Origin of the sequence: Enterococcus phoeniculicola ATCC BAA-412, assembly GCF_000407505.1 — a bacterium.
In the GTDB taxonomy this organism is placed as follows: domain Bacteria; phylum Bacillota; class Bacilli; order Lactobacillales; family Enterococcaceae; genus Enterococcus_K; species Enterococcus_K phoeniculicola.
On sequence record NZ_ASWE01000001.1, the window covers coordinates 1,121,836 to 1,146,833 of the forward strand.

Below are 24,998 nucleotides of genomic sequence, written 5' to 3' on the forward strand. Positions count from 1 at the left end.
CAATAGATTTGCTTTTACTATTGGCGAAAGTTTGATAGCATTACAATATCTGAGGCATAAATTTCAAGCTCTCTTATATAGGAAGAAACTATGATTTTAGAGAGGATTTCATTAGAGAATTTTCTGTTTTTTAGCCAAAGCGAAAAAAATGTCTATTTTTCATGAAAATGCTTTGAAATTTCTGTTTGCTGGTGGTATGATACCCATTGTTATCATCATTTAATTTAAACAACTTACCACCACTGGATCAGAATCTAGAGATGAGTTTACGGGAAAAGAGGTGAAATGAATTGGATGAAAAATCATTAACTTTTCACATTGGCCCCATCTGGTTTGATGGCACGATATGCTTAATGGTCTTACTCACGTGTGCGATTGTCTTTTTTACTGTTTATTTCTGCACACGCAACCTTACTATGAAGCCTAAAGGAAAACAAAACGCTATTGAATGGGTGATTGACTTTGTCAGAGGAATTATTACTGATAATATGCCAAAGAAAGAGTTGAATAATTTTCATTTATTAGCCTTTACATTATTCTTATTTGTTTTCATATCAAATATGTTAGGTTTAGTAACGAAGATTGTCTTGCCAAATGAGATTTCTATATGGAAAAGCCCAACTGCTGACCCGATAGTTACCCTTACTTTAGCATTCATGGTGATTGTTCTTTCAAACTTATATGGATCAGCTAGATTTGGATTAAAAGGATATGTAACAAATTCCTTCTTTAAACCTGTTTCTTTTCTAGCACCGGTAAAATTTATGGAAGAATTCACAAACGTTCTGACTCTTGGCTTGCGTCTATACGGTAACATTTACGCAGGTGAAGTTCTTCTTAGCTTAATTTCTCAAAAATTAGGTGGATTAGGTGGAGGCTTGGGTATCCCGTTAGCCATCCCGTTGGAAATGATTTGGATTGGTTTTTCAATATTCATTGGTAGTATCCAAACCTTCGTTTTTGTGTCATTGTCAATGGTTTACATGAGTCACAAAATTGAAGTCGAGGAATAAAATAAAAAGTTACATTATCTTAGGAGGAAAATAATCATGCAATATATCGCAGCAGCAATCGCAATTTTTGGAGCATCAATCGGTGCAGCATACGGTAACGGACAAGTAATCTCAAAAACAATCGAGTCAATGACTCGCCAACCAGAAATGGCTGGACAATTACGTACAACAATGTTTATCGGGGTTGGTATGATTGAAGCTGTGCCAATTCTAGGGGTAGTTGTAGCTTTACTACTTATCTTTATTTAAATTTTTAAGGAAGGCAGGACGCCGATTAATCGGGACACCGTCACTGCTTTCTTTCTATATGTAGAGTTTCGTTTCATACTCTTTTATGGAGAACTCTGACTCAGAAAGGAAGTTGAAGCATCTATGTTTAATCAGTTGGTTATTGCTGAAGCCGAGGGCAACTCGATGATAGGCACTATGATAGTTGTCAGTGGTGCATTTTTAATCCTCATGTTTTTATTGAAGAAATTTGCATGGGGGGCAATTACTGATTTACTAAAACAACGTGAAGACAAAATCGCCAATGATTTAGATTCTGCTGAACAATCTCGGGTATCAGCTGCAAAACTTGAACAAGAACGTCAGCAACAATTGCTTGCTTCTCGTTCAGATGCAGCGGATATCATCAAAAGTGCAAAAGAAAATGGTGAGGCTAGCCGCCAAACAATTTTAAATGACACCAAAGAAGAGGTTAGTCGTTTAAAAGAAAAGGCCAAAAACGATATTCTTTTGGAACGTGATGCTGCATTGACATCTGTCAAAGATGATGTAGCTGATCTTTCATTACAGATTGCAGCAAAAATTCTTAATAAAGAATTGTCACCAGAATCACATGAATCTTTGATCAATCAATACATTGAAGGTCTGGGTTCAAATAATGAAGCTAGATAAATACACTGTTGGTAAACGATATGGAAAAGCCTTATTCGACTTGGCGATGGAAGAACAACAGCTAGAAGATATCTACCAACAACTACTAAGTTTACGAGAAGTTTATGAAGAATTACCTGATTTAGGGAATATTTTAAGTGACACTCGCTTAGAGCCTTATGAAAAACGTGAAATTATGGATAAGCTTGTTTCACATTATCAAGGAACTATGAAAAACTTTTTGGAAGTCGTATTCAATTATAGTCGTATGGATGATTTACTTTTAATGATTGATGAATATGAATACCGTTATGGGGAACATCAAGGATTGATTTCTGGTGTTGCAACAACGGCTATTCCACTATCAGAAGAACAAAAAGCACAATTGGAAGAAAAGATTGCTCAGTTTCTAGGATACAAAAAAGCGACTCTTTCAAATAAAGTGGACCCTTCAATTATTGGTGGGGTAGTTGTTGAAGCCAATCATCAAGTGATTGATGGCAGTATTGGAAAACAATTAGAGAAAATCACTAGACTTATTAAAAAATAAGAACAGAAATGTATTTAAAGAGGTGAATCGAATGGCTATCAAAGCAGAAGAAATTAGTGCCTTGATTAAACAACAAATTGAAAATTATCAAAACGAGCTTTCTGTAGAAGAAATCGGTACAGTTACCTACGTGGGTGACGGAATCGCTCGCGCTCATGGATTAGACAATGCAATGAGTGGAGAGCTGTTGGAATTCTCAAACGGCTCTTATGGAATGGCGCAAAACTTAGAATCAAATGACGTTGGGATTATTATCCTAGGTGATTTTGAAACCATTCGTGAAGGAGATAAAGTAAAACGAACTGGAAAAATCATGGAAGTTCCTGTAGGGGAAAGTCTGATTGGCCGTGTTGTAAATCCTTTAGGACAACCAATCGATGGTCTAGGTGAAATTAAAACAGATAAAACTCGTCCAGTAGAAGCAATGGCACCTGGCGTTATGCAACGTAAATCAGTAAATGAACCAATGCAAACAGGGTTAAAAGCCATAGATGCATTAGTCCCAATTGGACGTGGTCAACGTGAATTAGTAATTGGTGACCGTAAAACAGGGAAAACTTCTATTGCGATTGACACAATTATTAATCAAAAAGGTCAAAACATGATTTGTATCTATGTTGCAATTGGGCAAAAAGATTCAACTGTGCGTGCACAAGTTGAAACACTTCGTCAATACGGCGCATTAGACTACACGATTGTTGTTACTGCTGGTGCTTCTGAACCTGCACCATTGCTTTACATTGCGCCATATGCAGGAACTGCTATGGGTGAAGAATTCATGTATAATGGCAAACACGTATTGATTATCTTCGATGATTTATCAAAACAAGCCGTTGCCTATCGTGAACTTTCTCTACTTCTTCGTCGTCCTCCAGGTCGTGAAGCCTACCCTGGTGACGTTTTCTATCTTCACTCACGTTTATTGGAACGTGCAGCAAAATTGAGTGATGAGTTAGGTGGAGGATCAATGACTGCCTTACCATTTGTTGAAACACAAGCTGGAGATATTTCTGCTTATATTCCAACAAACGTTATTTCAATTACGGATGGACAAATCTTCTTGGAAAGTGACTTATTCTACGCAGGGACAAGACCTGCCGTTGATGCTGGACTTTCTGTCTCACGTGTGGGTGGATCTGCGCAAATTAAAGCCATGAAGAAAGTGGCTGGAACGCTTCGCCTAGACTTAGCAAGTTATCGCGAACTAGAAGCCTTTACTCAGTTTGGTTCCGATTTAGATGCGGCAACTCAAGCAAAATTAAACCGTGGTCGTCGTACAGTTGAAATCTTAAAACAAAAACTACACGCGCCATTAGCTGTAGAAAAACAAGTAGTCATTCTTTATGCACTGACTCACGGATTCCTAGACAGCATTGCTGTAAATAAAATTTTAGAATTTGAACAAGCATTGTTTGAATATTTAGATGCGAATCATCCAGATTTATTCCAAACAATTCGCGATACGAAAGATTTACCTGATGAAGAGCAATTAAATGCTGCCATCAAGAGTTATCAAGAAATCTTTGTTGCTTCAAATTCTGAAGGAACTTCAGCAAAAGAACAATTACAATCAATCCAAAATGGCTAACAAAGGAGTGAAAGACAATGGGCGCTTCCTTAAATGAAATTAAGCAGCGGATTGCTTCAACGAAAAAAACAAGTCAAATTACGAAAGCCATGCAAATGGTTTCTGCCGCTAAATTGACTAAGTCAGAAGCTTCTTCAAAAAACTTTCAAGAGTATGCTTCTAAAGTACGCTCAATTGTTACCCATTTAGTGGCTTCACAATTAGCTGATTTGGAAGAAATGACCGTAGCGGATTCAAACGATGCACTGAACTATCACAGTATGCTCTTAAAACGTCCTGTAAAAAAGACAGGTTATATTGTGATAACTTCAGATGGCGGACTTGTTGGCGGCTATAACAGTTCTATTTTAAAGCAAACAATGAGCATGCTGGAAGATGATCATGCTTCAGAAAATGAGTATGTCATGATTGCAATCGGCGGAACGGGTGCAGATTTCTTTAAAGCACGCGGGATTAATCTTGCCTATGAACTACGGAATCTATCCGATCAGCCCAGCTTTGAAGAAGTTCGTAAAATCGTCACAATGGCTACAACAATGTATGAAAGTGAAGTGTTTGACGAGCTTTATGTTTGTTATAACCACCACATTAACTCATTAACTAGTCAATTTCGTGTTGAAAAAATGTTACCTATCTCAGACTTAGATGCAGATGAAGCAACGAGCTATGAACAAGAATATATCTTAGAGCCTTCTAAAGAAGTCATCTTAGATACGTTGTTACCTCAATATGCAGAAAGTCTAATTTATGGGGCCATCGTTGATGCAAAAACAGCAGAACATGCAGCCGGAATGACCGCAATGAAAACTGCTACCGACAACGCACAAAATATTATTAGTGATTTAACTATTTCATATAACCGTGCTCGTCAAGGAGCAATTACTCAAGAAATTACCGAAATCGTAGCTGGTGCAGCTGCATTAGAGTAATGTCATGATTGGAGGAATACAAATGAATTCAGGCAAAATTGTTCAGGTCATTGGTCCCGTTGTAGACGTGGAGTTTTCCCTAGACCATTCTTTACCAGATATTAACAATGCCTTAGTCGTTTATAAAAATGATGAAAGTAAACAAAAAGTCGTCTTAGAAGCTACTCTTGAACTAGGAGATGGCGTCATTCGTTCAATCGCCATGGAGTCTACAGACGGTTTACAACGTGGGATGGAAGTAATTGATACAGGAAAAGCGATTTCTGTTCCCGTTGGAAAAGAAACGTTAGGTCGTGTATTTAACGTGCTTGGAGACACTATTGACTTAGAAGCACCTTTTCCAGAAGATGCTCCTCGTAGTGGAATCCATAAAAAAGCACCGAATTTTGATGAATTAAGCACAAGTACAGAAATTCTTGAAACAGGAATTAAAGTAATTGATTTACTTGCCCCTTATCTAAAAGGTGGGAAAGTCGGCCTCTTTGGTGGTGCTGGAGTAGGTAAAACTGTATTGATTCAAGAATTAATTCACAACATTGCTCAAGAACATGGTGGGATTTCTGTTTTTACAGGGGTTGGTGAACGTACGCGTGAAGGAAACGACCTGTATTATGAAATGAAGGATTCTGGCGTTATCGAAAAAACAGCCATGGTGTTTGGTCAAATGAACGAGCCACCAGGTGCACGTATGCGTGTTGCTCTTACTGGCTTAACCATTGCAGAATATTTCCGTGATGTTGAACAACAAGACGTACTTTTGTTTATTGATAATATTTTCCGTTTCACACAAGCAGGTTCTGAAGTATCTGCGCTGTTAGGTCGTATGCCTTCAGCCGTTGGGTACCAACCAACACTTGCTACTGAAATGGGACAGCTTCAAGAACGGATTACTTCAACCAAAAAAGGTTCAATTACATCTATTCAAGCTATTTATGTGCCTGCGGATGATTATACTGACCCTGCTCCAGCAACTGCTTTCGCCCATTTGGATGCAACAACGAACTTAGAACGGAAACTAACAGAACAAGGGATTTATCCTGCCGTTGATCCGCTAGCTTCTTCTTCAAGTGCACTAGCACCTGAGGTTGTAGGTGAAGAGCATTATGAAGTAGCGACAGAAGTTCAGCATGTGTTGCAACGTTACCGTGAACTTCAAGATATTATTGCAATCTTGGGTATGGATGAATTATCTGATGATGAAAAAGTGTTAGTTGCACGTGCGCGTCGGATTCAATTCTTCTTATCACAAAACTTTAACGTAGCAGAACAGTTTACTGGTCAACCGGGATCATACGTACCCGTTGAAGAAACAATCAAAGGATTCCGTGAAATCTTAGATGGAAAACACGACAGCCTTCCTGAAGAAGCCTTCAGAAGTGTTGGTCGTATCGAAGACGTCATTGAAAAAGCGAAAACATTAGGCTATTAGAAAGAGGTGCCCCATGGATAATTATTTAACCGTGAATGTGGTTACTCCAAATGGTCTTGTCTATGAGCATCATGCAGCCATTGTTGTTGCAAAAACACTAGACGGTGAAATTGGTATCTTACCACGACATGCACCGATCATTGTTCCTTTAACGATTGATGAAGTGCGAATCAAACGTGTCGACGCAGACGCCCATATTGACTGGATTGCTGTAAACGGCGGCGTTATGGAAGTAAGAGAAAACATCGTGTCTATTATTGCAGATAGTGCAGAACGTGAGCGTGATATTGACGTCCCTCGTGCCGAGCGTGCAAAACAACGTGCTGAGAAGATGATTCAAGAAGCGAAACAAAATGATGACATAGATGAACTTAGTCGAGCAACCGTAGCACTACACCGAGCAATTAATCGTATCAATGTCTCAAAGCACACATAAAAAAAACAGATGAGAAGAACTTTTTTCTCATCTGTTTTTTTATGTTAGTACCGAAAAACGGATACCTTAGTAAGAAATATTATATATATGAAATAGATTTCAAACGAATTCTTTTGAACTGACATGAAAAAAGAGAAGGGTGGGAACAGAAATAACTCATTATCTGTGACCAACCTTTATTTAGATTTTATGAGGGTGGACTATAACTTAGATAGTTATGTCCACCCTTATAATTTTACTTTCTAATACAAAAAAAAGAATCCATAAAAGGGATGTTAAAAAACAAACCTAAATAATCTTTTAAAAGACTTTTAATCATCTTTTAAATGCGCAACGATTTTCCTTTTCTCTTATTTGTGGTATTATCTATATGTTCATATTTGATACTCACAGAAGAAGAGATAAGGAGATACTTATGCAAGTTTACGGAGTAGATGCGATAGTTCGCATCATTAGCCATCTAACATTTATTTATTTGGCATTTTGGTCCTTACGTTCTCTACGGGTAGAAACATTTTTCAAAGTCATGATGCCTACTCAAGTGCGCATGGCGATTGTATTATTTTCTATTTTTTTAGGCTATACAGCCAGCAATTTTTTCTTAGAGATTATTGCGCTCTGCCGAAATTTATTTTACGTCGGCTTATAAGTTGAAGAAGGGGTACTATTTTAGGACAAATAGTGCTATAATAGAAAAGATTTTGTGTGAAGTGATGCGCAAAAGAATGTGTGGAGGGGACAAAATGGAACAAATTATTGTTCAAGGTGGTAATCAATTAAAAGGAACTGTAAAAATTGAAGGCGCCAAAAATGCTGTGCTACCAATCTTAGCTGCAAGTTTACTCGCTGAGGAAGGCACAACTACTTTAAATAATGTACCAATCTTATCGGATGTTTTCACGATGAATCAAGTGATTCGTCACTTAAATGTAGATGTTAATTTTAATGAAGAATTAAAACAAGTTACTTTAGATGCTTCAAGAAAATTAGAAATTGAAGCACCCTATGAATATGTAAGCCAAATGAGAGCATCTATTGTCGTTATGGGGCCTTTATTAGCACGTAATGGTCATGCAAAAGTTGCTATGCCAGGTGGCTGTGCCATCGGTAAACGACCAATTGATTTACATTTAAAAGGGTTCCAAGCTTTAGGTGCAAAAATTATCCAAAAAAATGGGTATATTGAAGCCATAGCGGACGAACTAATTGGAAACTCTATTTATCTCGATTTCCCAAGTGTTGGCGCAACACAGAATATTATGATGGCTGCAGTCAAAGCAAAAGGAACTACGATTATTGAAAACGTCGCTCGTGAACCTGAAATTGTTGACCTTGCGAATATCTTAAATAAAATGGGCGCTCATGTTTATGGAGCGGGAACAGAAACCATGCGTATTGAGGGTGTTGACCATCTACACGCAGTGCAACATTCCATTGTTCAAGATCGTATTGAAGCTGGAACGTTTATGGTTGCTGCGGCAATGACACAAGGTAATGTACTGATTGAAGATGCCATCTCTGAACATAACCGTCCATTAATCTCAAAACTAATGGAAATGGGCGTAGTTATTACAGAAGAAGAAAATGGATTACGTGTTGTTGGACCAAAAACATTGAAAGCTACTGATGTAAAAACAATGCCACATCCTGGTTTCCCTACTGATATGCAAGCGCAAATGACTGCTATTCAACTAGTTGCTAACGGAACAAGTGTTACAACAGAAACAGTGTTTGAAAATCGTTTCCAACATTTAGAAGAGTTGCGCAGAATGAATGCGCATGTGAAAATTGATGGAAATATCGCAATTATTGAAGGAGCGCATGAATTACAAGGGGCTGAAGTATACGCTACAGATTTACGTGCTGCTGCAGCACTGATTTTAGCAGGCCTATGTGCAAATGGACTGACTCGTGTCCGTAACTTGAAATATTTAGATCGTGGGTATTATAAATTCCATGAAAAACTACAAAATCTAGGCGCAAACGTGGAACGTGTTGAAGAAGGAAAAGAAATTACTTCATCTGCAGTAATGGCTTAGTTTAAGGAGGCGTATCAATGAGTGCTACTCGCTATATTTTAATTACACTGCTTAAAATTGTAGTGGTCATTTTGTTGGTCATGCTTCTCTTTATTATTGGAATGATGATTGGCTATGGTGTTATTGGTGGAGGAAAACCTTTCTCTGTCTTTAGCCATGACCTTTGGAATCACATCTATACCTTTTTTAAATAAGAACTAGAAGAGACAGAGCTGAAAACAAACGTTGGCGTTCTTGTCTCTTTTTCTATAAATGAAAAGTAGGGATTGAATAAATGAAAAAACTATTAATTGGATTCGTAAAGTTTTATCAAAAATATATTTCTCCTGCGTTTCCACCGAGCTGTCGTTACTACCCTACATGTTCTGGTTATATGATTCAAGCAATTACTGTACATGGGGCGTTTAAAGGGACACTCATGGGAACTTCCCGAATCTTACGATGCCATCCCTTTGTAAAAGGCGGTTTGGACTATGTGCCTAAAACATTTAGTTTAAAACGAAACACTAAGGATAAAGTACAGCCAACATACACCTATAGGAGAGAAAAATGATTCGTCCATTACAACCTAATGAAGAGCTTCCGTGGGACTTATTGCTGGATGCTGACCCGGAAAAAGAAATAGTTGATGGATATATCCATCAATCAGAAATTGGTATTCTTGAGAGGGATAACAAAATCGTCGGCTGTATCGTCTTTCAAATACGGTCAAATGAAGCAGAGCTAATGAATGTCGCTGTTGACTCAAACTATCAAAAACAAGGATTAGGCGCAGCGCTTGTTGAGTATGCACTCAAAGAAATTGGAGAGAAGAAACCATTCACACCTTTTTCTGTTCTTGTAAAGACTGGAAATAGTACTCTACCCGCATTAGCCCTTTACAAAAGTCAGGGATTTAAAGAGATACAACAAATAAAAGATTACTTTTTGACTCATTATAGCGAACCTATTTATGAAGAAGGAATGTTGTTAACCGATCAAATCATTCTTAGTCAAATTATATAGGAATAGATAAATATAATCGAATGTATATATTTTTTAAAGAGCTCATTGAAAGCTCTTTTTTTATATCGTACAATAGAGGAGAACCATTATGAAAATGACTTATTGGAGGCTCTTATTATGGGATTATTAGTATTTGATTTTGGTGGATCAGCTGTAAAATATGGGTACTGGAATGGAAAAGCTCTGGAAAGTAAAAATCAATTTCCCACTCCTGCTACATGGGAAGAAATGAAAGTCAGCTTAAAGAATGTTGCAGATCAAATGGCTCAGCCATTCGATGGTATTGGAATTAGTGCACCAGGAGTGGTAAATGTTCACGCACAAAAAATCGAAGGAATTAGTGCGATTCCATACATTCATGGATTCGATATTTTTGGTGAGCTACGCGAACTGTTCGGTCTACCAGTTACAATTGAAAATGATGCAAACTGCGCAGGAATGGCTGAATTTTATCAAGGAGCAGCTAAAGGATATAAAGATGTTGCCTTTGTTGTAATTGGCACAGGAGTGGGTGGTGCACTATTTACAAATGGGCAAATTTCTAAAGGAGCACATTTATACGGTGGAGAATTTGGCTTAATGTTCTTAAACGGCGGACAAACATTTAGTGTATTAGGAACTGCTGTACAAATGGCTTGGCGCTATTGTGAACGAAAAGGACTTGAAAAAACTGCCTTCTCTGGAAAAGAAGTATTTGAGTTTGCTGAAGCAGGCGATGTTTTAGCACAAGAAGAAGTGGAAAATTTTTATGAATATCTGACTCAAGGATTATTTAGTATCCAATTTGCATTTGACCCAGAAATCATTGTTCTAGGTGGAGGTATTTCATCAAAAGATGGATTACTAGATGAGATAAACAAACGAATGGCTGAAAAATTGGCGATCTATGAGCTAAATGATTTTGTACCTAAGATTGTTTTATGTGAGTATCGCAATGATGCAAATCTTGTTGGGGCAGCAGCAAATTATGTTGCTCAGATAAACAACTAGCTTTATTTCGGAAGTCTAAAACGTAATGAAAGAGCTTTCCTTTAAGAAGAGGAGAGACGTTCATTGCGTTTTTTTATTTTCGAAAAGAATATGTAAAAAAAAAATTATTTTACTGGAATTCTTTGTATGCGCTTCATTCACTTATTAAATATAACTTTTTAAAAATAAGAAAAATGATTATTTTATTTGAATTAACAGAATTATAGAAATTTTCTGATAATTCATTGACAACCATTTTATTTTTCAGTATATTGATATACATATCTTAGAAAGATGCATGAGGGGGAAATAAAATGAAGAAAAAATTTACGTTTTTGTTTGCAAGTATGTTTTTACTATCTGCTTGTGGTGCAGGAGGAGCAGCTGGTCCCAAAAATTCGGGGAATACAGCGAGTGGTGAAACAATTAAAATCGGGATGAACATGGAGCTTTCTGGTGGCGTAGCAGCTTACGGGAATGCGGAAAAAGAAGGAATTGACTTAGCGGTTGAAGAAATCAACGACGCAGGTGGAATTCTAGGGAAAAAAATTGAATTAATTGAAAAAGACAACAAATCAGATAATAATGAAGCGGCTTCTATTGCTGCAAACTTAACGACAAATGATAAAGTGGTTGCTGTCGTAGGACCTGCTACTTCTGGAGCGGTAAAAGCAAGTGTTCCAAACATGACGAAAGCAGCAGTTCCAGTTATCACTCCTTCTGCAACAGATGATGCTATCACTGTACAAAATGATGCAGTTCAAGAATTCATCTTCCGCGTTTGTTTCCAGGATAGCTTTCAAGGAGTCATCTTGGCAAAATATGCTCAGGATAACTTAAAAGCAGATAAAGCGGTGATTATCGGTGATAATTCAAGTGATTATGCCATCGGATTAACCAAAGCCTTTAAAGAGACTTATAAAGGAACGATTGTAAAAGAAGAAAACTTTGTAGCAGGTGATAAAGATTATCAAGCAATCTTAACAAAAATTAAGAATGAAGATTTCGATGTCATTTACATCCCTGGTTACTATACAGAAGCAGGATTAATTATCAAACAAGCACGTGAAATGGGCATCAAGCAACCAATTATTGGTGCTGACGGTTTTGGAGATGAAAAGCTTGTAGAAACAGCAGGAGCAGAAAATGTATCAAACGTCTTTTATACTGGTCACTTCTCAACAGAAGCTCCAGCAACAGACAAGGTTACACCTTTTGTAGAATCGTTCTCTAAAAAATATGGAAAACAGCCTTCTGCTTTTAACGCACTTGGCTACGATTCAGTCTATATGTTAAAACAAGCGATTGAAGATGCAGACTCAGCTGATTCAGCGAAGATTACTGAAGCACTAGCAAAGATTAAAGGATTTGTCGGAGTAACAGGAGAAATGTCTATGGATAAAAATCATAATCCAGAAAAATCTGCGGTTGTGTTAGGTTTGACAGATGGAAAAGAAACGTCTGCTGAAACAGTCAATCCTTAATCGTTAACATTTAAGAGATCAAAAAAAGTCCGCAGGGAAACTATTTAAAATAGTATGCAGGAGTCTGGAACCTAACTCTTTGAGTGGTGTTTCGGACTCTTTCCCCCTTAATAAACAGTGAAAATAAACGTGAATTTTTTTGGGGTTTCCCCACTATTACGTAATGAATACGAAAAAAACATTGGAAGTGATCACAATGGAACTTATTTTACAACAATTAATCAATGGTCTATTTCTCGGCAGCATCTATGCGCTAATGGCATTGGGCTATACGATGGTATATGGCATTATCAAATTAATCAATTTTGCTCACGGTGAAATCTATATGATTGGTAGCTTCATCGGCTATTATTTGATCAATCAATTGGAGATGGGATTCTTCCCGGCACTCATTTTATCAATGGCATTAAGTGCAATTGTTGGTGTAACAATTGAATTTTTAGCCTATCGGCCGTTACGTAAGTCAACTAGGATTGCTGCATTGATTACAGCAATTGGTGTTTCTTTCTTTCTTCAAAACGTGATGATTTATTTCTTTAGCTCAGATACACGCGCCTTTCCTCAAGCCATTCAACGACAAACCTATGATTTAGGTATTATAGAAGTGAGTAACATTCAGTTGTTAATTTTAGGTATCTCATTGAGCTTAATGATTCTCTTACAGATAATTGTAAAAAAGACAAAAATGGGAAAAGCGATGAGGGCAGTCAGTGTTGACGCAGATGCTGCGCAATTAATGGGAATCAATGTTAATCGGACAATTTCATTTACTTTTGCTTTAGGTTCTGCATTAGCGGCAGCTGGAGGGATGCTCATCGGACTTTACTACAATTCGATAGATCCGATGATGGGCGTCGTTCCAGGGCTTAAATCGTTTGTTGCGGCTGTTTTAGGAGGGATTGGTATTATCCCTGGTGCAGCACTTGGCGGCTTTGTTATTGGTCTAATTGAGACAATTACCACAGCAATCGGATTTTCAGATTATAAGGATGCGGTTGTTTACGGTGTACTGATTCTTATCTTATTGATTAGACCTGCTGGGATTCTAGGAAAAAATCTAAAAGAGAAAGTGTAGGTGGACAACCATGAAAAAAAATCTAAAATTTAATCTTGTCTGGTTGGCCATTGCCGCTGGTCTTTATGGAATTTTATATGCATTGTACAGTGCAGGAGTCATTAGTTTTTTTACTGATTTTATTTTAGTAAGTATTGGAATAAATATTATTTTAGCAACTGGATTGAATTTAATTATCGGCTTCTCCGGACAGTTTTCGCTAGGTCATGCGGGATTCATGGCGATTGGTGCATACAGTGCGGCAATTATGAGTGTCAAAAATCCAACGATGGGCGGATTTTTCTCTGGTCTAGTCTTAGGAATCTTTTTATCTGGGCTTGTTGCCTTGATTGTTGGTATTCCAACGCTTCGTTTAAAAGGAGACTACCTTGCAATTGCCACATTAGGAGTTGCTGAAATTATTCGAATTTTAATCGTCAATCTACGTGATATTACAAATGGTCCTTCAGGGATTTTTGGTATTCCGCCATTTGCAAACTGGTCGATGGTGTTTGGATTTGTTGTTGTAACGACACTCGTGATTGTTAATTTCCTTCATAGTGGACCCGGTCGCGCAACAATGGCAATCCGGGAAGATGAGATTGCAGCAGAGTCTATGGGCGTAAACACAACCAAATACAAGGTGATTGCCTTTATGATTGGCGCCATGACTGCAAGTATTGCGGGGTCTTTATCCGCAAGTTATATTCAGTCCATTGCTCCCAAGGATTTTGGTTTTATGAAGTCTATTGATATTTTAATTATCGTGGTATTTGGCGGAATCGGAAGCATCACAGGTACGTTCGTTGCTGCAATCGTTCTGGGTGTCTTAAATATGTTCTTACAAGATTTTGGTGCCCTTCGTATGATTATCTATGCATTAGCATTAATCATCATTATGATTTTCAAACCCGGCGGCTTACTTGGTACGTGGGAATTTTCTGTAAAACGTATCTTTGAAAAATTTGGAAAAAAGGAGGACGATTCTGATGCCTCTATTGGACGTTAAAAACTTAACAAAAAACTTTGGTGGGCTTGCTGCCGTATCCAATGTAAATATTCAGTTAGAATCAAATGAGTTAATTGGCCTGATTGGACCCAATGGGGCAGGGAAAACCACCTTATTTAATTTACTAACTGGCGTTTATGAACCTAGTGAAGGGGATGTGCTTTTTGACGCATTAGGAAAAACACATCGGCTTAATGGAGAAAAGCCTTATAAAATTGCTGATTTAGGTCTTAGTCGAACTTTTCAAAATATTCGTCTGTTTAAAGATTTAACCGTGATGGACAATGTTTTGATTGCAATGAATAGTAAAAATAAAGAAAGTCTGCTTTCAAGTATTCTGCGTTTTCCAAGCTTTTACAAAAAAGAAGAGACCATGCAAAAAAAGGTCATTGAGCTGTTAGCCATCTTCGGGATGGAAGAAAAAGCACAGACTTTAGCGAAGAATTTACCCTATGGAGAACAGCGACGTTTAGAAATTGTTCGAGCACTGGCAACACAGCCAAAAATTCTCTTTTTAGATGAACCGGCTGCTGGGATGAATCCGCAAGAAACAGCGGAATTAACTGAGCTTATCAGAAAAATACAGGCAGAATTTCAAATTACAATTCTCCTTATCGAACACGATATGAGCTTAGTGATGGAAGTCTGTGAACGAATTTACGTGTTAGAATATGGACGGGTCATTGCAGAAGGGCAACCAGAGGAAATTAAAAACAATCCTCGAGTAATCGAAGCCTATCTTGGAGGTGAGCTATAATGCTGCGTGTACAAAATTTATCGGTTCACTATGGAATGATTCAAGCAGTGCGAGAAGTTAATTTTGAAGTGAATCAAGGTGAAATTGTCTCATTAATCGGGGCAAACGGTGCAGGAAAAACAACGATTCTCCGAACAATTTCTGGGCTTATTCGTCCTTCAAAAGGAAGTATTACCTTTGAAGGAAACGAGATTCAAAAAACTGTTCCACAAAAAATTGTTGCTTCTGGTCTCTCTCAGGTACCAGAAGGACGTCATATTTTTCCTGGTCTAACCGTTCAGGAAAATTTAGAGATGGGGGCTTTTTTACGAAAAGATTCTTCAGAAATGAAAGCTGACTATGAACAAATCTTCAAAAAATTTCCTATTCTAGCTGAACGAAAAACGCAGGATGCAGCAACACTTTCAGGTGGGGAGCAACAGATGCTTGCTATGGGACGTGCGCTCATGTCTAAACCGAAATTATTGCTGCTAGATGAGCCTTCTATGGGACTAGCGCCCATTTTTATTAAAGAAATTTTTACAATTATTCAAGAAATCCAACAACAAGGAACTACTGTTTTACTAATTGAACAAAATGCAAAAATGGCTTTATCGATCGCTAATAGAGGGTATGTCTTGGAAACTGGCAACATTGTTCTTGAAGGAACAGGCGCTGAGTTATTAGCAAGTGAAGAAGTTAAAAAAGCTTATTTAGGAGGGTAATTCATGAGTGTTCAGGATTTTATGACAAAAAATTTAATTGTGGTTCAACCCAACACCAAAATTTTTGATGCGGTTGATTTGATGAAAAAAAATGATATTCACCGATTACCAGTTGTGGAAAATGACCATTTGGTGGGGCTCATCACAGAAGGAACCATTCAAGAAGCCTTGCCTTCAAAAGCAACAAGTTTAAGTGTATATGAAGTAAACTATTTATTAAATAAAACAACTGTTGCAGATGTCATGGTAAAAAATGTACAAACGATCGTTCCAGAAGCTTTATTAGAAGAAGGCATTAGCTTAATGAGAAAAAATAATGTCGGTGTCCTTCCTGTAGTAGATACAAAAGAAAATCTGGTTGGAATTATTACAAATAATGATATTTTCGATGCTTTCTTAAAAATCACTGGCTATAATGATGGAGGAACACGCGTACAAATTCAAATCATAGATGACCATAAAGGTATTTTGGCTGATTTGACCAGACTTTTAGCAGACAATGATTTCAGTATCCTCACCATTGTTGTGAATAGAAAAGAACTGGAAACGATTGTTGAGTTGCAGGTGCAAACAAGAGAAGCGCAAAAAGTTCAGCAATTACTACAAGAAGCTGGTTATCAAGTTTTGGAAGCTGTGCTAACAAATACTAAAGAATAAGAAACTAATGAAGGTGTGGAATAACTAATTAAGTTATTCCACACCTTTGTAAACTCTTAATAAACGGCGGGAACAGAAGCAACTCCTTCGAAAATAAGCTGAAATTCCCAAAGATTTGAGGAACAATCTTCGTGAATTCCTTCTTATTTCTCGGAGCTGAACACTTCTGTCCCGACCTCATTGTTTTTTTGTTCCTTAGTTTTAATACAAATGAGTGGGAATATGGTAAAATAAGCAACGAGGTGAAAAGGATGTCAAAAAAAAATAAAGATATTGAAGTACGTGTAGAAGAAACAAAAAAAAGAGTAAATGGACAAGAAATTGATGTGACCCAATTATTCATCGGTAAAAAAATGATTGGTGAAGTGTTAACAAATGATGCAAAACATTTTGAAATCTTCATGGATAATGAATCTCAAGGGGTTTTTAAAACCTTGGATGAGGCGTTAGAATCCGTCATTCGCCAATGGAATTTACACGATTAAAAAAATAACTAAAAAAAATTGAAATTTCCTCTTGCAATAAGATGCTTTTTTATGTATTATAACTAAGTCAGGTTTTTTACTAGACTTTTGGAGGAATAGCGAAGTGGCTAAACGCGACGGACTGTAAATCCGTTCCTTAGGGTTCAGTGGTTCGAATCCACTTTCCTCCACCATTGGGGTATAGCCAAGCGGTAAGGCAAGGGACTTTGACTCCCTCATGCGTTGGTTCGAATCCAGCTACCCCAGTTTTCAACCGAATCATTTGATTCGGTTTTTTTGTTGCTTTTTTCTAATAATCATTAGTTGCTCAATCTGCTTTTTTGCGCTAAAGTAGGGTTAAGAAATCAATTAATGAAGTGGGGGAAATGTGATGGGAATAAAAGATAAAATTACAGAAGCGTCAGAAAAAATTTATGATTTAATCAAAGAAGATAAGTATAGTGTTGAAGTAAATCTTCTAAAAAAAGGAACAAAATCAACCTCAACAGTAAAAACAAAACGGCCAACTAATCATACCAAGAAATGGCGAGCTAAAAATAGGTAAATAAAATCAACCGAAGCAGATTGAAATGTAAGATGAGACCCAAACGTTAGACTTTTTTCGGAGTAGAATTCACTACTCCGTTTTTTTTGTTGCTCCTGCGACGCTCCCTCACAGATTGTTTGCTCAGAATTCTTCCACCACCAGCTTAATTGCCAATGCCTTTTAAGATTCTCAGGCTATCAAGAAGCGACTCTTGGTAGTCTAAGATTCTCGTAAAATCATTAACCAGCCGTCAGAAAGATAGGCTTGCACAACTTGAAATTTAAATCCGCATTATATTTTGCCATATAAAAAACCCCTTATCTTAGATTTTTGGTCTAACTTAAGAGGTTCAGCATACTACTCACTACTCCAGTCTATTTTTTTACTTTTAGTTCGTATATAATCGCATGCCTGAAAAAAATAGTAGTCTGTCTATAAAAAGAAGGTGCTCCTTGCGTTTACTCCTCTATTTCTCAACATCGATTCCTAAAACTGTTAAATGGCCATTTCCAACAAGCTTAATCACTAAACGAGCTAAATGATTAGGGGACATATCTGTATCACTTGTTATCCACCAGTGAAGCGTCCCAATAAAGATAGATGTCATATATTCAATAATAAAATCCATGGGAACTTCTATATCATTTTCTGTGATACGAAGCTGACTAAAGATATGATCATATTTGTCATATAAAATATCCGCTAATTTTTTTCTAAGTAATTCATTTGAAGAGCCGTCCATAATTGTTAAAAAGAACTTTTTATTTTCATGAATTTTTATATAGATTCCTGTCAACACGATTTCTACTTTTTTTATCTTTAATTTATTTCCTTCAATCAACTGTTCTGGATCTAATACAGAGGTAAATGCAGCAACAGCTAAATCAAAAATTCGTTCATATAAATCTGGTTTGTCTTTGAAATGTGAATAAAATGTTGCTCGATTTATCATCGCCTCATCCGCAATGTCTTGAATTGTCACATTCTCATAGCCCTTTTCTTCCACTAAACGAATAAACGCTTCAATAATCATTTTATTTGTTCGCTTGACACGTAAATCTGTCTTCTTCACTCTGTGAACCCCCTAACAAATTAATCAACAATCAAAAGTATTTTGTTGCTTATCTCACAAATCAGCTAGAATTGCGTATTGTATTTCTCCCATTTTCTCACTAAACTGTACATAAGTAGTATATCAGACACTTTGTTAGATAATCAACAATCTGTCGTAAAAAAGGAAGTAGGGGAAAGATATGACATTACGCGCAGGAATCGATGTCGGTTCAACTACTGTAAAACTGGTTATTCTAGATGAAAAGAATGCAACCGTCTTTGCAAAGTACGAGCGGCATTATTCAGATGTAAAAGCAGCAACTGAACGTGTATTAAAAGAAGCAAAAGAACTTATTCAAAATCAAACACTTACTATGAACATTACTGGCTCTGGTGGTATGGGGCTAGCAGATGTATTAGAAATTCCGTTTGTCCAAGAAGTCATTGCTTGTACAAAAACAGTAGAAGAAATCATTCCGGAAACAGATGTTGCCATTGAGTTGGGTGGAGAAGATGCCAAGATTACCTTTTTTGAAGGGGCACTTGAACAACGTATGAATGGAAGCTGTGCTGGAGGAACTGGTGCCTTTATAGACCAAATGGCTGTTTTGTTAAAAACAGATGCCAATGGTGTAAATGAACTGGCAAAAAATTATCAAACCCTTTATCCAATTGCTTCTCGTTGTGGTGTATTTGCTAAGACAGATGTTCAACCATTAATTAATGAAGGTGCCGCAAAAGAAGATATTGCTGCGAGTATTTTTCAGGCAGTCGTAAATCAAACAATTGCAGGACTGGCCTCTGGACGCAAGATAAAAGGGAAGATTGCCTTCTTAGGCGGCCCACTTTTCTTTATGTCCGAATTACGTAAACGATTTATTGAAACCTTGGATATTCAACCAGAAAATGTCATTTTCCCTGAAAATCCTCAGCTGTTCGTTGCGATGGGAGCGGCACTATATTCCGAATCAGCAGAAGAAAAAACACTGACTGATTTACTAGACAATCTGTTAAACGGGAATCAGGAACAATTAAGCCCATCTGATACTTTAGAGCCACTATTTCATGATGAACAGGAATTGGCAGACTTTCGGAAACGACATAGTCAGGCACAAGCAAGTGAAAAAGAATTAGCTTCCCATACGGGCGTTACTTTTTTAGGCATTGATGCGGGATCTACCACAACAAAAGTGACGCTTATTGACGAGGATGGAAATCTCTTATTTTCTTTTTACGGAAATAATCAGGGGCAACCCTTGGAAACAACAATGAGTGTTTTAAAAGACCTGTATAAAAAAATGCCTAAGGATACGTTTATTGGAAAAGCAGCCGTTACAGGCTATGGTGAGCATTTAATCAAAAATGCCCTAAAAGTTGATATTGGCGAAGTCGAAACAATGGCTCACTACAAAGCAGCCAATCATTTTCAACCGGGTGTAGATTTCATTTTAGATATTGGCGGACAAGATATGAAAGCCATGACTATCAAAGACGGTGTGTTATCCTCCATTCAGTTGAATGAAGCATGTTCTTCTGGCTGTGGCTCATTTATTGAGACCTTTGCAAAATCCTTGAATTACGACGTAAAAGATTTCGCACTGGCAGCATTAGAATCTCGAAAACCCGTGGATTTGGGCTCTCGTTGTACAGTTTTTATGAATTCAAAAGTAAAACAAGTTCAAAAAGAAGGCGCCTCTGTTGGGGATATTTCTGCAGGACTTTCCTACTCAGTTATTAAGAATGCGATTTATAAAGTAATTAAGATTCGCCGTCCGGAAGAACTCGGTAAAAAAATTGTCTGTCAAGGCGGGACATTTTATAATGAAGCGGTTTTACGTGCCTTTGAGCAAATTAGTGAACGCGAAGTTGTACGACCTTCTATCGCTGGATTAATGGGGGCATATGGTGCAGCTCTTATCGCTCTTGAAGATTATCAAATAGGAGAAGAGACAACAACGCTTTCATCCAAAGAGCTGGACGAATTTACAGCTGAAAAAGAGTTTACCCATTGTGGTCTTTGCGAAAACAATTGTATGCTTACTGTTACTGTTTTTTCTGATGGACGTCAGTTTGTGACTGGAAATCGTTGTGAACGCGGCGCACGCATTAAGATTAAGCGAGAAGACAGAAAAGTGAATCTTGTTGATTATAAATACCGTCGACTGTTTAAATATCGCGCGCTTCGTAAAAAAGATGCCGTTCGAGGAGTAATCGGCATCCCTCGAGTGTTAAATATGTATGAAAATTATCCATTATGGCATACATTTTTTACTGATTTAGGTTTTAGAGTTGAACTTTCTCCTCGCTCAAATAAAGATTTATACGAAAAAGGAATGGATACAATCCCGAGTGATACTGCTTGTTATCCCGCAAAAATTGCTCATGGACATATTCAGGCACTTATTGACTCAGGTGTTCCAAAAATTTTCTATCCAGGGATTATCTTTGAACGTCAAGAATCTGCCAGTGCGGAAAATCACTTTAACTGTCCAATTGTACAAAGTTACCCTGATGTTCTCAGAAATAATGTAGACGATATTCGAGAGGGCAAAGTTGATTACCGAAACCCATTTTTGAATTTAGCAAATGAAGAATCGATGGTAGGTGTTTTAACGAAAACATTTGCTGACTTGGGTATCTCAGAAGGAGATATTGCAAAAGCGCTTCGCCATGGTTTTGAAGAGCTAGATGCTTTTAAACGGGATATTCAGCAAAAAGGGGAAGAAACCCTGACTATGCTCAATCAAACAGGTCAACGAGGAATTGTAATTTCTGGACGGCCTTATCATTTAGACCCTGAAATTAATCACGGAATTGCGGAAGTCATCACACAAGAAGGATTCCATGTATTAACTGAAGATAGCATCTCTCATCTAAGTGATGTGGGCAATCTGCGTGTAGTCAATCAATGGGTTTATCACTCTAGATTGTATGCTGCTGCCCGAGTAGTCGCTAAGTCAAAAAATTTAGAGCTTGTTCAATTAAATTCATTTGGTTGCGGGATAGACGCGGTGACCACCGATCAGGTAGAAGAAATTATGGATCAATACGGAAAAATTTATACAGTACTTAAAATTGATGAAGGATCAAATTTAGGAGCTATTCGTATTCGTCTGCGTTCGTTGAAAGCGGCCGTAGGGGAAAGAGAAAAAATGAATTTTGAACCCGTACAGCGCTATGAAGAACCTGAAAAAATTGTCTTTACTAAAGAGATGAAAGAAAAACATACATTGTTACTTCCTATGCTAAGTCCTATTCATCAAAGTGGACTCGTTGATGTTGCCTTACAGGCTTCAGGCTATAATGTGGTCTGTTTACCTGCAAAAGATAATCAGGCAGTTGATATCGGCTTAAAATACGTAAATAATGATGCCTGCTATCCTGCTATTATTTCCATTGGACAATTAGTCGAAGCACTACAAAGTGGCGAATATGATATAGAAAATACAAGTGTGATGATGACACAAACTGGAGGGGGCTGCCGCGCAACAAACTATATTCCTTTATTGAGAAAAGCGCTAAATGACGCGGGATTTGAGCATGTACCCGTTGTTTCAATTTCTATGGGGAATAAAGGTGTGGAATCAAATCCTGGCTTCAAGTTTACCTTGCCAATGCTAAAACGTGTCGCTGTCGCTTTCTTATACGGGGACTTATTTGAACGAGTTGTCTATCGTACAAGACCTTATGAGCTAGAAGCTGGAACGATTGATAAGCTGCATGAACAGTGGATTCAACGGATTGAACCGAATATTCGGAGTGGTTCTCTAACTGCTTTCAACAGAAATATGAAGAAAATTGTTCGGGAATTTGATGAAATCCCATTATCTGATGAAGTGAAACCAAAAGTCGGAATTGTTGGCGAAATACTCGTGAAATATTCTCCAACAGCTAATAATGATATTGTTCGGCTCTTAGAAGCTGAGGGGGCTGAGGCTATCGTTCCTGACATTGTGGGATTCATGAACTACTCTTTATATAATCAAATTTGGAAGTACGATAATTTAGGAATGTCTAAACAAAGTAAGCTTGTGGCACAGTTTGCTATCCGTCTAATTGAAATGGTTGAAAAACCTATGGATAAGGCGTTAAGAAATTCTAAACGTTTTGATGGAATTAACTCCATTTATGATATGGCAGAAGATGCAGAAAAGATTTTATCTATAGGAAATCATACCGGTGAAGGGTGGTTCTTAACGGGAGAAATGATTGAACTGTTAAAATCAAATGTAAACAATATCGTTTGTATGCAACCCTTTGGCTGTCTACCTAACCACGTTGTTGGAAAAGGGGTCATTAAAGAATTACGGCGTCAATATCCCAATGCTAATATTGCGGCCATTGATTACGATCCGGGTGTCTCTTTAGTAAACCAATTAAACAGAATTCGTTTGATGATGGCGACTGCCAATAAAATGTTGGAAAAAGAAAAATTGAAAAACTAGAGTTGACGCTGTTGAAAAGAACCTTTCAACAGCGTTTCTCTACTATCCACTTGAATTACAGTTGTTAACCAGGTATATACCAGTTATAATAGAAACAGAAAATAGATTAGAGGAGGAGACCTAGATGCCTGGAAGTTTACCGGTGTATATACAAATACATGATCAATTAAAAGAAGAAATTGAAAACGGTGTGTGGAAAATTGGAGATCGTCTTCCTTCTGAACGAGAGCTGTCTGTAAAATTTGGTGTTAGCCGCATGACTTTACGCCAAGCAATTCAAACACTGTCAGATGAAGGGATTTTGGAACGGAAAATTGGCTCCGGTACATATGTAGCCAGAGAAAAAGTACAAGAAAAAATGACAGGAACTACAAGCTTCACAGAAATTATGGAATCTCAAAACCGAGTCCCCTCTAGCAAAACTGTTTCTTATTTCATCACCTCACCAAGCTCTAGTGAGATGGACAAATTAAATTTATCCAAAAATGACTCTATTTTACGAATGGAACGTATCCGTTATGCTGACGGTGTCCCCATTTGTTTCGAAGTAGCTAGCATACCAAACAAACTTGTTGAAAAATTCAGCAAGGCAGAAATTACAGATTCTTTTTATCGAACACTCGAAGAAAAAGGCGGAAAAAAAGTGGGACGAGCGAATCAAACCATTTCAGCTATGCTTGCTTCTGAACGGATTTCAGAATATTTAGAAATTAAACGAGGCGAAGCAATCTTACGTCTGCGACAAATTTCATACTTTGAAGATGGCGTGCCGTTTGAATATGTACGTACACAATATGTTGGAAACCGATTTGAATTTTACCTAGAAAAATAAAAAATGATCTGCGCCTCTCAGTTTGAGAAAACGCAGATCATTCTTTTTGTTTAAACGAATTATCTCAAGAAACCAATGTCTCTACATAAAGCATAGCTCCTTCTGTAAAGGTAACCTGACCATTTAAAAGATCGGTTACAGTCTCTTTAAAAATAGGAAGCTGCTCTTCATCTACCATGGCAATAACCGTTACAGCGTCAGTATATAATGTATCTTTGGTTACATAATGATTTAATTCTAAGTAGTTTTGGATTTTCCCCAACAATGGGTAACTCACTTGAATCATCACTTCTTTTTGTCGAACGCCACGAACAATTCCAACTTCATCCATAGCCTGCGCAACAGCACCAGAATAGGCACGGATAAGACCGCCTGCCCCTAGCTTAGTTCCTCCAAAATAACGAGTCACTACTGCCAAAACATTGATTACTTCCTTCTTTTTTAACACCTCAAGCATAGGAACACCTGCTGTACCACTAGGTTCACCATCATCGCTACTTCTTTGAATCGCATTCTTTTCTCCAAGTACAAATGCACTACAACTATGATTAGCTTTCCAATGTTCTTTTTTTATTTCTTGAATGAAGGATTTTGCTTGCTCCTCATTTTCAATTCGTTTTAAAAAGCAGATAAAGCGGGACTTTTTGATTTCAATCTCAGTTTGATAATCTTCCTTAATTGTAAAATATTGGTTCATGACTTCACCTCTCGTATTTTTAGTATAGGAAAAAAGAATCCAACTTTCAACTTTGTAATTGTTTGCACCATTTTTATTTTGTGGGATAATAGTAGAAAAGGATGGAGGAACAGCCATGAAGGAGCGAGCAAAAAAATACGATACAATTACCGATTATTTACGAGATAATGGCGGATCACAGGTTACACTCACATTTACTCAATTTGACGAGCTGCTTTTTCCTCATTCCGGCTTACCAAAAACTGCACGTAACGAAACAGATTGGTGGGCAAATGACTATCGTCATCCAGAAAAAGGGGCGTATGGTTGGCTAAACGCAGGCTACGAAGTTGTTCAAGTCAATCTTCAAAAAGAATATGTTGTTTTTAATCAGTTAGTAAAATCGAATTGGTTTTCTCATTCATTTAAATAAATCGATCACCTCAAAAAAGAAACGTCCATTTTGCGTATATTTCTTT

At 37.4% G+C, this 24,998-nt stretch carries 27 protein-coding genes and 2 tRNA genes; 27 read left to right on the forward strand and 2 right to left on the reverse strand.

All coding sequences use genetic code 11. The features are described 5' to 3' along the window. The first annotated feature begins 290 nt into the window (after positions 1 to 290). From atpB to I589_RS18470, 24 genes are all read left to right on the forward strand, one after another. Complete coding sequence (gene atpB, locus I589_RS05140; protein ID WP_010769181.1) at positions 291 to 1,013, forward strand: F0F1 ATP synthase subunit A; 723 nt, start codon at positions 291 to 293, stop codon at positions 1,011 to 1,013. Positions 1,014 to 1,049: 36 nt separating this feature from the next. Then, positions 1,050 to 1,262 (forward strand): ATP synthase F0 subunit C, encoded by a 213-nt coding sequence (gene atpE, locus I589_RS05145; protein ID WP_010769180.1) that lies wholly within the window; start codon positions 1,050 to 1,052, stop codon positions 1,260 to 1,262. Positions 1,263 to 1,385: 123 nt separating this feature from the next. Then, the gene (gene atpF, locus I589_RS05150; protein WP_034684407.1) at positions 1,386 to 1,913 is read left to right on the forward strand and encodes a F0F1 ATP synthase subunit B; all 528 of its coding nucleotides are present in this window, start codon (positions 1,386 to 1,388) and stop codon (positions 1,911 to 1,913) included. Further along, complete coding sequence (gene atpH / locus I589_RS05155; RefSeq protein ID WP_010769178.1) at positions 1,900 to 2,442, forward strand: ATP synthase F1 subunit delta; 543 nt, start codon at positions 1,900 to 1,902, stop codon at positions 2,440 to 2,442. The genes atpF and atpH overlap by 14 nt, the downstream gene beginning before the upstream one ends. A 31-nt stretch (positions 2,443 to 2,473) precedes the next feature. Then, a complete protein-coding gene (gene atpA, locus I589_RS05160; protein WP_010769177.1) occupies positions 2,474 to 4,030 on the forward strand; it encodes a F0F1 ATP synthase subunit alpha in 1,557 nt (518 codons plus the stop codon). A gap of 17 nt (positions 4,031 to 4,047) precedes the next feature. Next, positions 4,048 to 4,959, forward strand: a complete 912-nt coding sequence (locus tag I589_RS05165) for a F0F1 ATP synthase subunit gamma (protein WP_010769176.1) — start codon at positions 4,048 to 4,050, stop codon at positions 4,957 to 4,959. A 22-nt stretch (positions 4,960 to 4,981) separates the two neighbouring features. Next, positions 4,982 to 6,388 carry a F0F1 ATP synthase subunit beta gene (gene atpD, locus I589_RS05170; protein WP_010769175.1) on the forward strand — a complete coding sequence of 469 codons (1,407 nt, stop codon included), beginning with the start codon at positions 4,982 to 4,984 and terminating at the stop codon, positions 6,386 to 6,388. 13 nt (positions 6,389 to 6,401) lie between these two features. Next, positions 6,402 to 6,824 (forward strand): F0F1 ATP synthase subunit epsilon, encoded by a 423-nt coding sequence (locus I589_RS05175; RefSeq protein ID WP_010769174.1) that lies wholly within the window; start codon positions 6,402 to 6,404, stop codon positions 6,822 to 6,824. Positions 6,825 to 7,239: 415 nt separating this feature from the next. Beyond that, positions 7,240 to 7,473 carry a DUF1146 family protein gene (locus I589_RS05180; RefSeq protein ID WP_010769173.1) on the forward strand — a complete coding sequence of 78 codons (234 nt, stop codon included), beginning with the start codon at positions 7,240 to 7,242 and terminating at the stop codon, positions 7,471 to 7,473. A gap of 94 nt (positions 7,474 to 7,567) precedes the next feature. Beyond that, on the forward strand, positions 7,568 to 8,863 hold the full coding sequence (gene murA / locus I589_RS05185) for a UDP-N-acetylglucosamine 1-carboxyvinyltransferase (protein ID WP_010769172.1): 1,296 nt from the start codon (positions 7,568 to 7,570) through the stop codon (positions 8,861 to 8,863). Between the two features lie 17 nt (positions 8,864 to 8,880). Then, positions 8,881 to 9,057, forward strand: a complete 177-nt coding sequence (locus I589_RS18035) for a DNA-directed RNA polymerase subunit beta (protein ID WP_010769171.1) — start codon at positions 8,881 to 8,883, stop codon at positions 9,055 to 9,057. An 80-nt stretch (positions 9,058 to 9,137) separates the two neighbouring features. After that, entirely contained in the window at positions 9,138 to 9,416 is a 279-nt protein-coding gene (gene yidD, locus I589_RS05190; protein ID WP_010769170.1) for a membrane protein insertion efficiency factor YidD, read from the forward strand. After that, positions 9,413 to 9,868 (forward strand): GNAT family N-acetyltransferase, encoded by a 456-nt coding sequence (locus I589_RS05195; protein ID WP_010769169.1) that lies wholly within the window; start codon positions 9,413 to 9,415, stop codon positions 9,866 to 9,868. The genes yidD and I589_RS05195 overlap by 4 nt, the downstream gene beginning before the upstream one ends. A 117-nt stretch (positions 9,869 to 9,985) precedes the next feature. Then, positions 9,986 to 10,858 carry an ROK family protein gene (locus I589_RS05200; RefSeq protein ID WP_010769168.1) on the forward strand — a complete coding sequence of 291 codons (873 nt, stop codon included), beginning with the start codon at positions 9,986 to 9,988 and terminating at the stop codon, positions 10,856 to 10,858. A gap of 293 nt (positions 10,859 to 11,151) precedes the next feature. Then, on the forward strand, positions 11,152 to 12,321 hold the full coding sequence (locus I589_RS05205; protein ID WP_010769167.1) for an ABC transporter substrate-binding protein: 1,170 nt from the start codon (positions 11,152 to 11,154) through the stop codon (positions 12,319 to 12,321). A 196-nt stretch (positions 12,322 to 12,517) separates the two neighbouring features. Further along, positions 12,518 to 13,396, forward strand: coding sequence for a branched-chain amino acid ABC transporter permease (locus I589_RS05210; protein ID WP_010769166.1), 879 nt, complete (start codon positions 12,518 to 12,520; stop codon positions 13,394 to 13,396). Between the two features lie 10 nt (positions 13,397 to 13,406). Then, complete coding sequence (locus I589_RS05215; protein ID WP_010769165.1) at positions 13,407 to 14,384, forward strand: branched-chain amino acid ABC transporter permease; 978 nt, start codon at positions 13,407 to 13,409, stop codon at positions 14,382 to 14,384. Then, positions 14,365 to 15,141, forward strand: a complete 777-nt coding sequence (locus tag I589_RS05220) for an ABC transporter ATP-binding protein (protein WP_010769164.1) — start codon at positions 14,365 to 14,367, stop codon at positions 15,139 to 15,141. Before I589_RS05215 ends, I589_RS05220 begins: the two co-directional genes overlap by 20 nt. Next, complete coding sequence (locus tag I589_RS05225; RefSeq protein WP_010769163.1) at positions 15,141 to 15,845, forward strand: ABC transporter ATP-binding protein; 705 nt, start codon at positions 15,141 to 15,143, stop codon at positions 15,843 to 15,845. The genes I589_RS05220 and I589_RS05225 overlap by 1 nt, the downstream gene beginning before the upstream one ends. Before the next feature lie 3 nt (positions 15,846 to 15,848). Continuing rightward, positions 15,849 to 16,502, forward strand: coding sequence for a CBS and ACT domain-containing protein (locus I589_RS05230; protein ID WP_010769162.1), 654 nt, complete (start codon positions 15,849 to 15,851; stop codon positions 16,500 to 16,502). Positions 16,503 to 16,753: 251 nt separating this feature from the next. Further along, positions 16,754 to 16,987: a DUF2969 domain-containing protein gene (locus tag I589_RS05235; RefSeq protein WP_010769161.1), complete on the forward strand. Its 234-nt coding sequence runs from the start codon at positions 16,754 to 16,756 to the stop codon at positions 16,985 to 16,987. Between the two features lie 89 nt (positions 16,988 to 17,076). Further along, a tRNA-Tyr gene (locus tag I589_RS05240) sits at positions 17,077 to 17,160 on the forward strand. Between the two features lies 1 nt (position 17,161). Continuing rightward, a tRNA-Gln gene (locus tag I589_RS05245) sits at positions 17,162 to 17,233 on the forward strand. A gap of 124 nt (positions 17,234 to 17,357) precedes the next feature. After that, entirely contained in the window at positions 17,358 to 17,531 is a 174-nt protein-coding gene (locus I589_RS18470; RefSeq protein ID WP_010769160.1) for a hypothetical protein, read from the forward strand. Between the two features lie 448 nt (positions 17,532 to 17,979). Here I589_RS18470 and I589_RS05250 read toward each other — a convergent pair whose 3' ends face one another. Then, positions 17,980 to 18,546, reverse strand: coding sequence for a TetR/AcrR family transcriptional regulator (locus tag I589_RS05250; RefSeq protein WP_081628372.1), 567 nt, complete (start codon positions 18,544 to 18,546; stop codon positions 17,980 to 17,982). 220 nt (positions 18,547 to 18,766) lie between these two features. Here I589_RS05250 and I589_RS05255 point away from each other — a divergent pair, with 220 nt between their 5' ends. Beyond that, entirely contained in the window at positions 18,767 to 23,011 is a 4,245-nt protein-coding gene (locus tag I589_RS05255) for a 2-hydroxyacyl-CoA dehydratase (protein ID WP_010769158.1), read from the forward strand. A 124-nt stretch (positions 23,012 to 23,135) separates the two neighbouring features. After that, positions 23,136 to 23,843: a GntR family transcriptional regulator gene (locus I589_RS05260; protein WP_010769157.1), complete on the forward strand. Its 708-nt coding sequence runs from the start codon at positions 23,136 to 23,138 to the stop codon at positions 23,841 to 23,843. A gap of 64 nt (positions 23,844 to 23,907) precedes the next feature. Here the strand turns inward: I589_RS05260 and I589_RS05265 are convergent, their stop codons facing one another. Beyond that, complete coding sequence (locus I589_RS05265; protein WP_010769156.1) at positions 23,908 to 24,540, reverse strand: YigZ family protein; 633 nt, start codon at positions 24,538 to 24,540, stop codon at positions 23,908 to 23,910. Between the two features lie 115 nt (positions 24,541 to 24,655). Between I589_RS05265 and I589_RS05270 the strand changes: the two genes are divergently transcribed. Beyond that, complete coding sequence (locus tag I589_RS05270; protein WP_010769155.1) at positions 24,656 to 24,952, forward strand: DUF7662 domain-containing protein; 297 nt, start codon at positions 24,656 to 24,658, stop codon at positions 24,950 to 24,952. Positions 24,953 to 24,998 lie beyond the last annotated feature (46 nt).

Bases quoted from the DNA above. Each gene is read 5' to 3' on its own strand.
- atpH (WP_010769178.1), top strand. From the start codon at position 1,900: ATGAAGCTAGATAAATACACTGTTGGTAAACGATATGGAAAAGCCTTA.
- I589_RS05200 (WP_010769168.1), top strand. From the start codon at position 9,986: ATGGGATTATTAGTATTTGATTTTGGTGGATCAGCTGTAAAATATGGG.
- atpA (WP_010769177.1), top strand. From the start codon at position 2,474: ATGGCTATCAAAGCAGAAGAAATTAGTGCCTTGATTAAACAACAAATT.
- I589_RS05210 (WP_010769166.1), top strand. From the start codon at position 12,518: ATGGAACTTATTTTACAACAATTAATCAATGGTCTATTTCTCGGCAGC.
- I589_RS05250 (WP_081628372.1), bottom strand. From the start codon at position 18,546: ATGATTATTGAAGCGTTTATTCGTTTAGTGGAAGAAAAGGGCTATGAG.
- murA (WP_010769172.1), top strand. From the start codon at position 7,568: ATGGAACAAATTATTGTTCAAGGTGGTAATCAATTAAAAGGAACTGTA.
- atpF (WP_034684407.1), top strand. From the start codon at position 1,386: ATGTTTAATCAGTTGGTTATTGCTGAAGCCGAGGGCAACTCGATGATA.
- I589_RS05195 (WP_010769169.1), top strand. From the start codon at position 9,413: ATGATTCGTCCATTACAACCTAATGAAGAGCTTCCGTGGGACTTATTG.
- I589_RS05235 (WP_010769161.1), top strand. From the start codon at position 16,754: ATGTCAAAAAAAAATAAAGATATTGAAGTACGTGTAGAAGAAACAAAA.
- I589_RS05225 (WP_010769163.1), top strand. From the start codon at position 15,141: ATGCTGCGTGTACAAAATTTATCGGTTCACTATGGAATGATTCAAGCA.
- atpE (WP_010769180.1), top strand. From the start codon at position 1,050: ATGCAATATATCGCAGCAGCAATCGCAATTTTTGGAGCATCAATCGGT.
- I589_RS05260 (WP_010769157.1), top strand. From the start codon at position 23,136: ATGCCTGGAAGTTTACCGGTGTATATACAAATACATGATCAATTAAAA.
- I589_RS18470 (WP_010769160.1), top strand. From the start codon at position 17,358: ATGGGAATAAAAGATAAAATTACAGAAGCGTCAGAAAAAATTTATGAT.
- I589_RS18035 (WP_010769171.1), top strand. From the start codon at position 8,881: ATGAGTGCTACTCGCTATATTTTAATTACACTGCTTAAAATTGTAGTG.
- I589_RS05270 (WP_010769155.1), top strand. From the start codon at position 24,656: ATGAAGGAGCGAGCAAAAAAATACGATACAATTACCGATTATTTACGA.
- I589_RS05180 (WP_010769173.1), top strand. From the start codon at position 7,240: ATGCAAGTTTACGGAGTAGATGCGATAGTTCGCATCATTAGCCATCTA.
- I589_RS05205 (WP_010769167.1), top strand. From the start codon at position 11,152: ATGAAGAAAAAATTTACGTTTTTGTTTGCAAGTATGTTTTTACTATCT.
- I589_RS05165 (WP_010769176.1), top strand. From the start codon at position 4,048: ATGGGCGCTTCCTTAAATGAAATTAAGCAGCGGATTGCTTCAACGAAA.
- I589_RS05255 (WP_010769158.1), top strand. From the start codon at position 18,767: ATGACATTACGCGCAGGAATCGATGTCGGTTCAACTACTGTAAAACTG.
- atpD (WP_010769175.1), top strand. From the start codon at position 4,982: ATGAATTCAGGCAAAATTGTTCAGGTCATTGGTCCCGTTGTAGACGTG.
- I589_RS05220 (WP_010769164.1), top strand. From the start codon at position 14,365: ATGCCTCTATTGGACGTTAAAAACTTAACAAAAAACTTTGGTGGGCTT.
- I589_RS05265 (WP_010769156.1), bottom strand. From the start codon at position 24,540: ATGAACCAATATTTTACAATTAAGGAAGATTATCAAACTGAGATTGAA.
- I589_RS05230 (WP_010769162.1), top strand. From the start codon at position 15,849: ATGAGTGTTCAGGATTTTATGACAAAAAATTTAATTGTGGTTCAACCC.
- I589_RS05175 (WP_010769174.1), top strand. From the start codon at position 6,402: ATGGATAATTATTTAACCGTGAATGTGGTTACTCCAAATGGTCTTGTC.
- I589_RS05215 (WP_010769165.1), top strand. From the start codon at position 13,407: ATGAAAAAAAATCTAAAATTTAATCTTGTCTGGTTGGCCATTGCCGCT.
- yidD (WP_010769170.1), top strand. From the start codon at position 9,138: ATGAAAAAACTATTAATTGGATTCGTAAAGTTTTATCAAAAATATATT.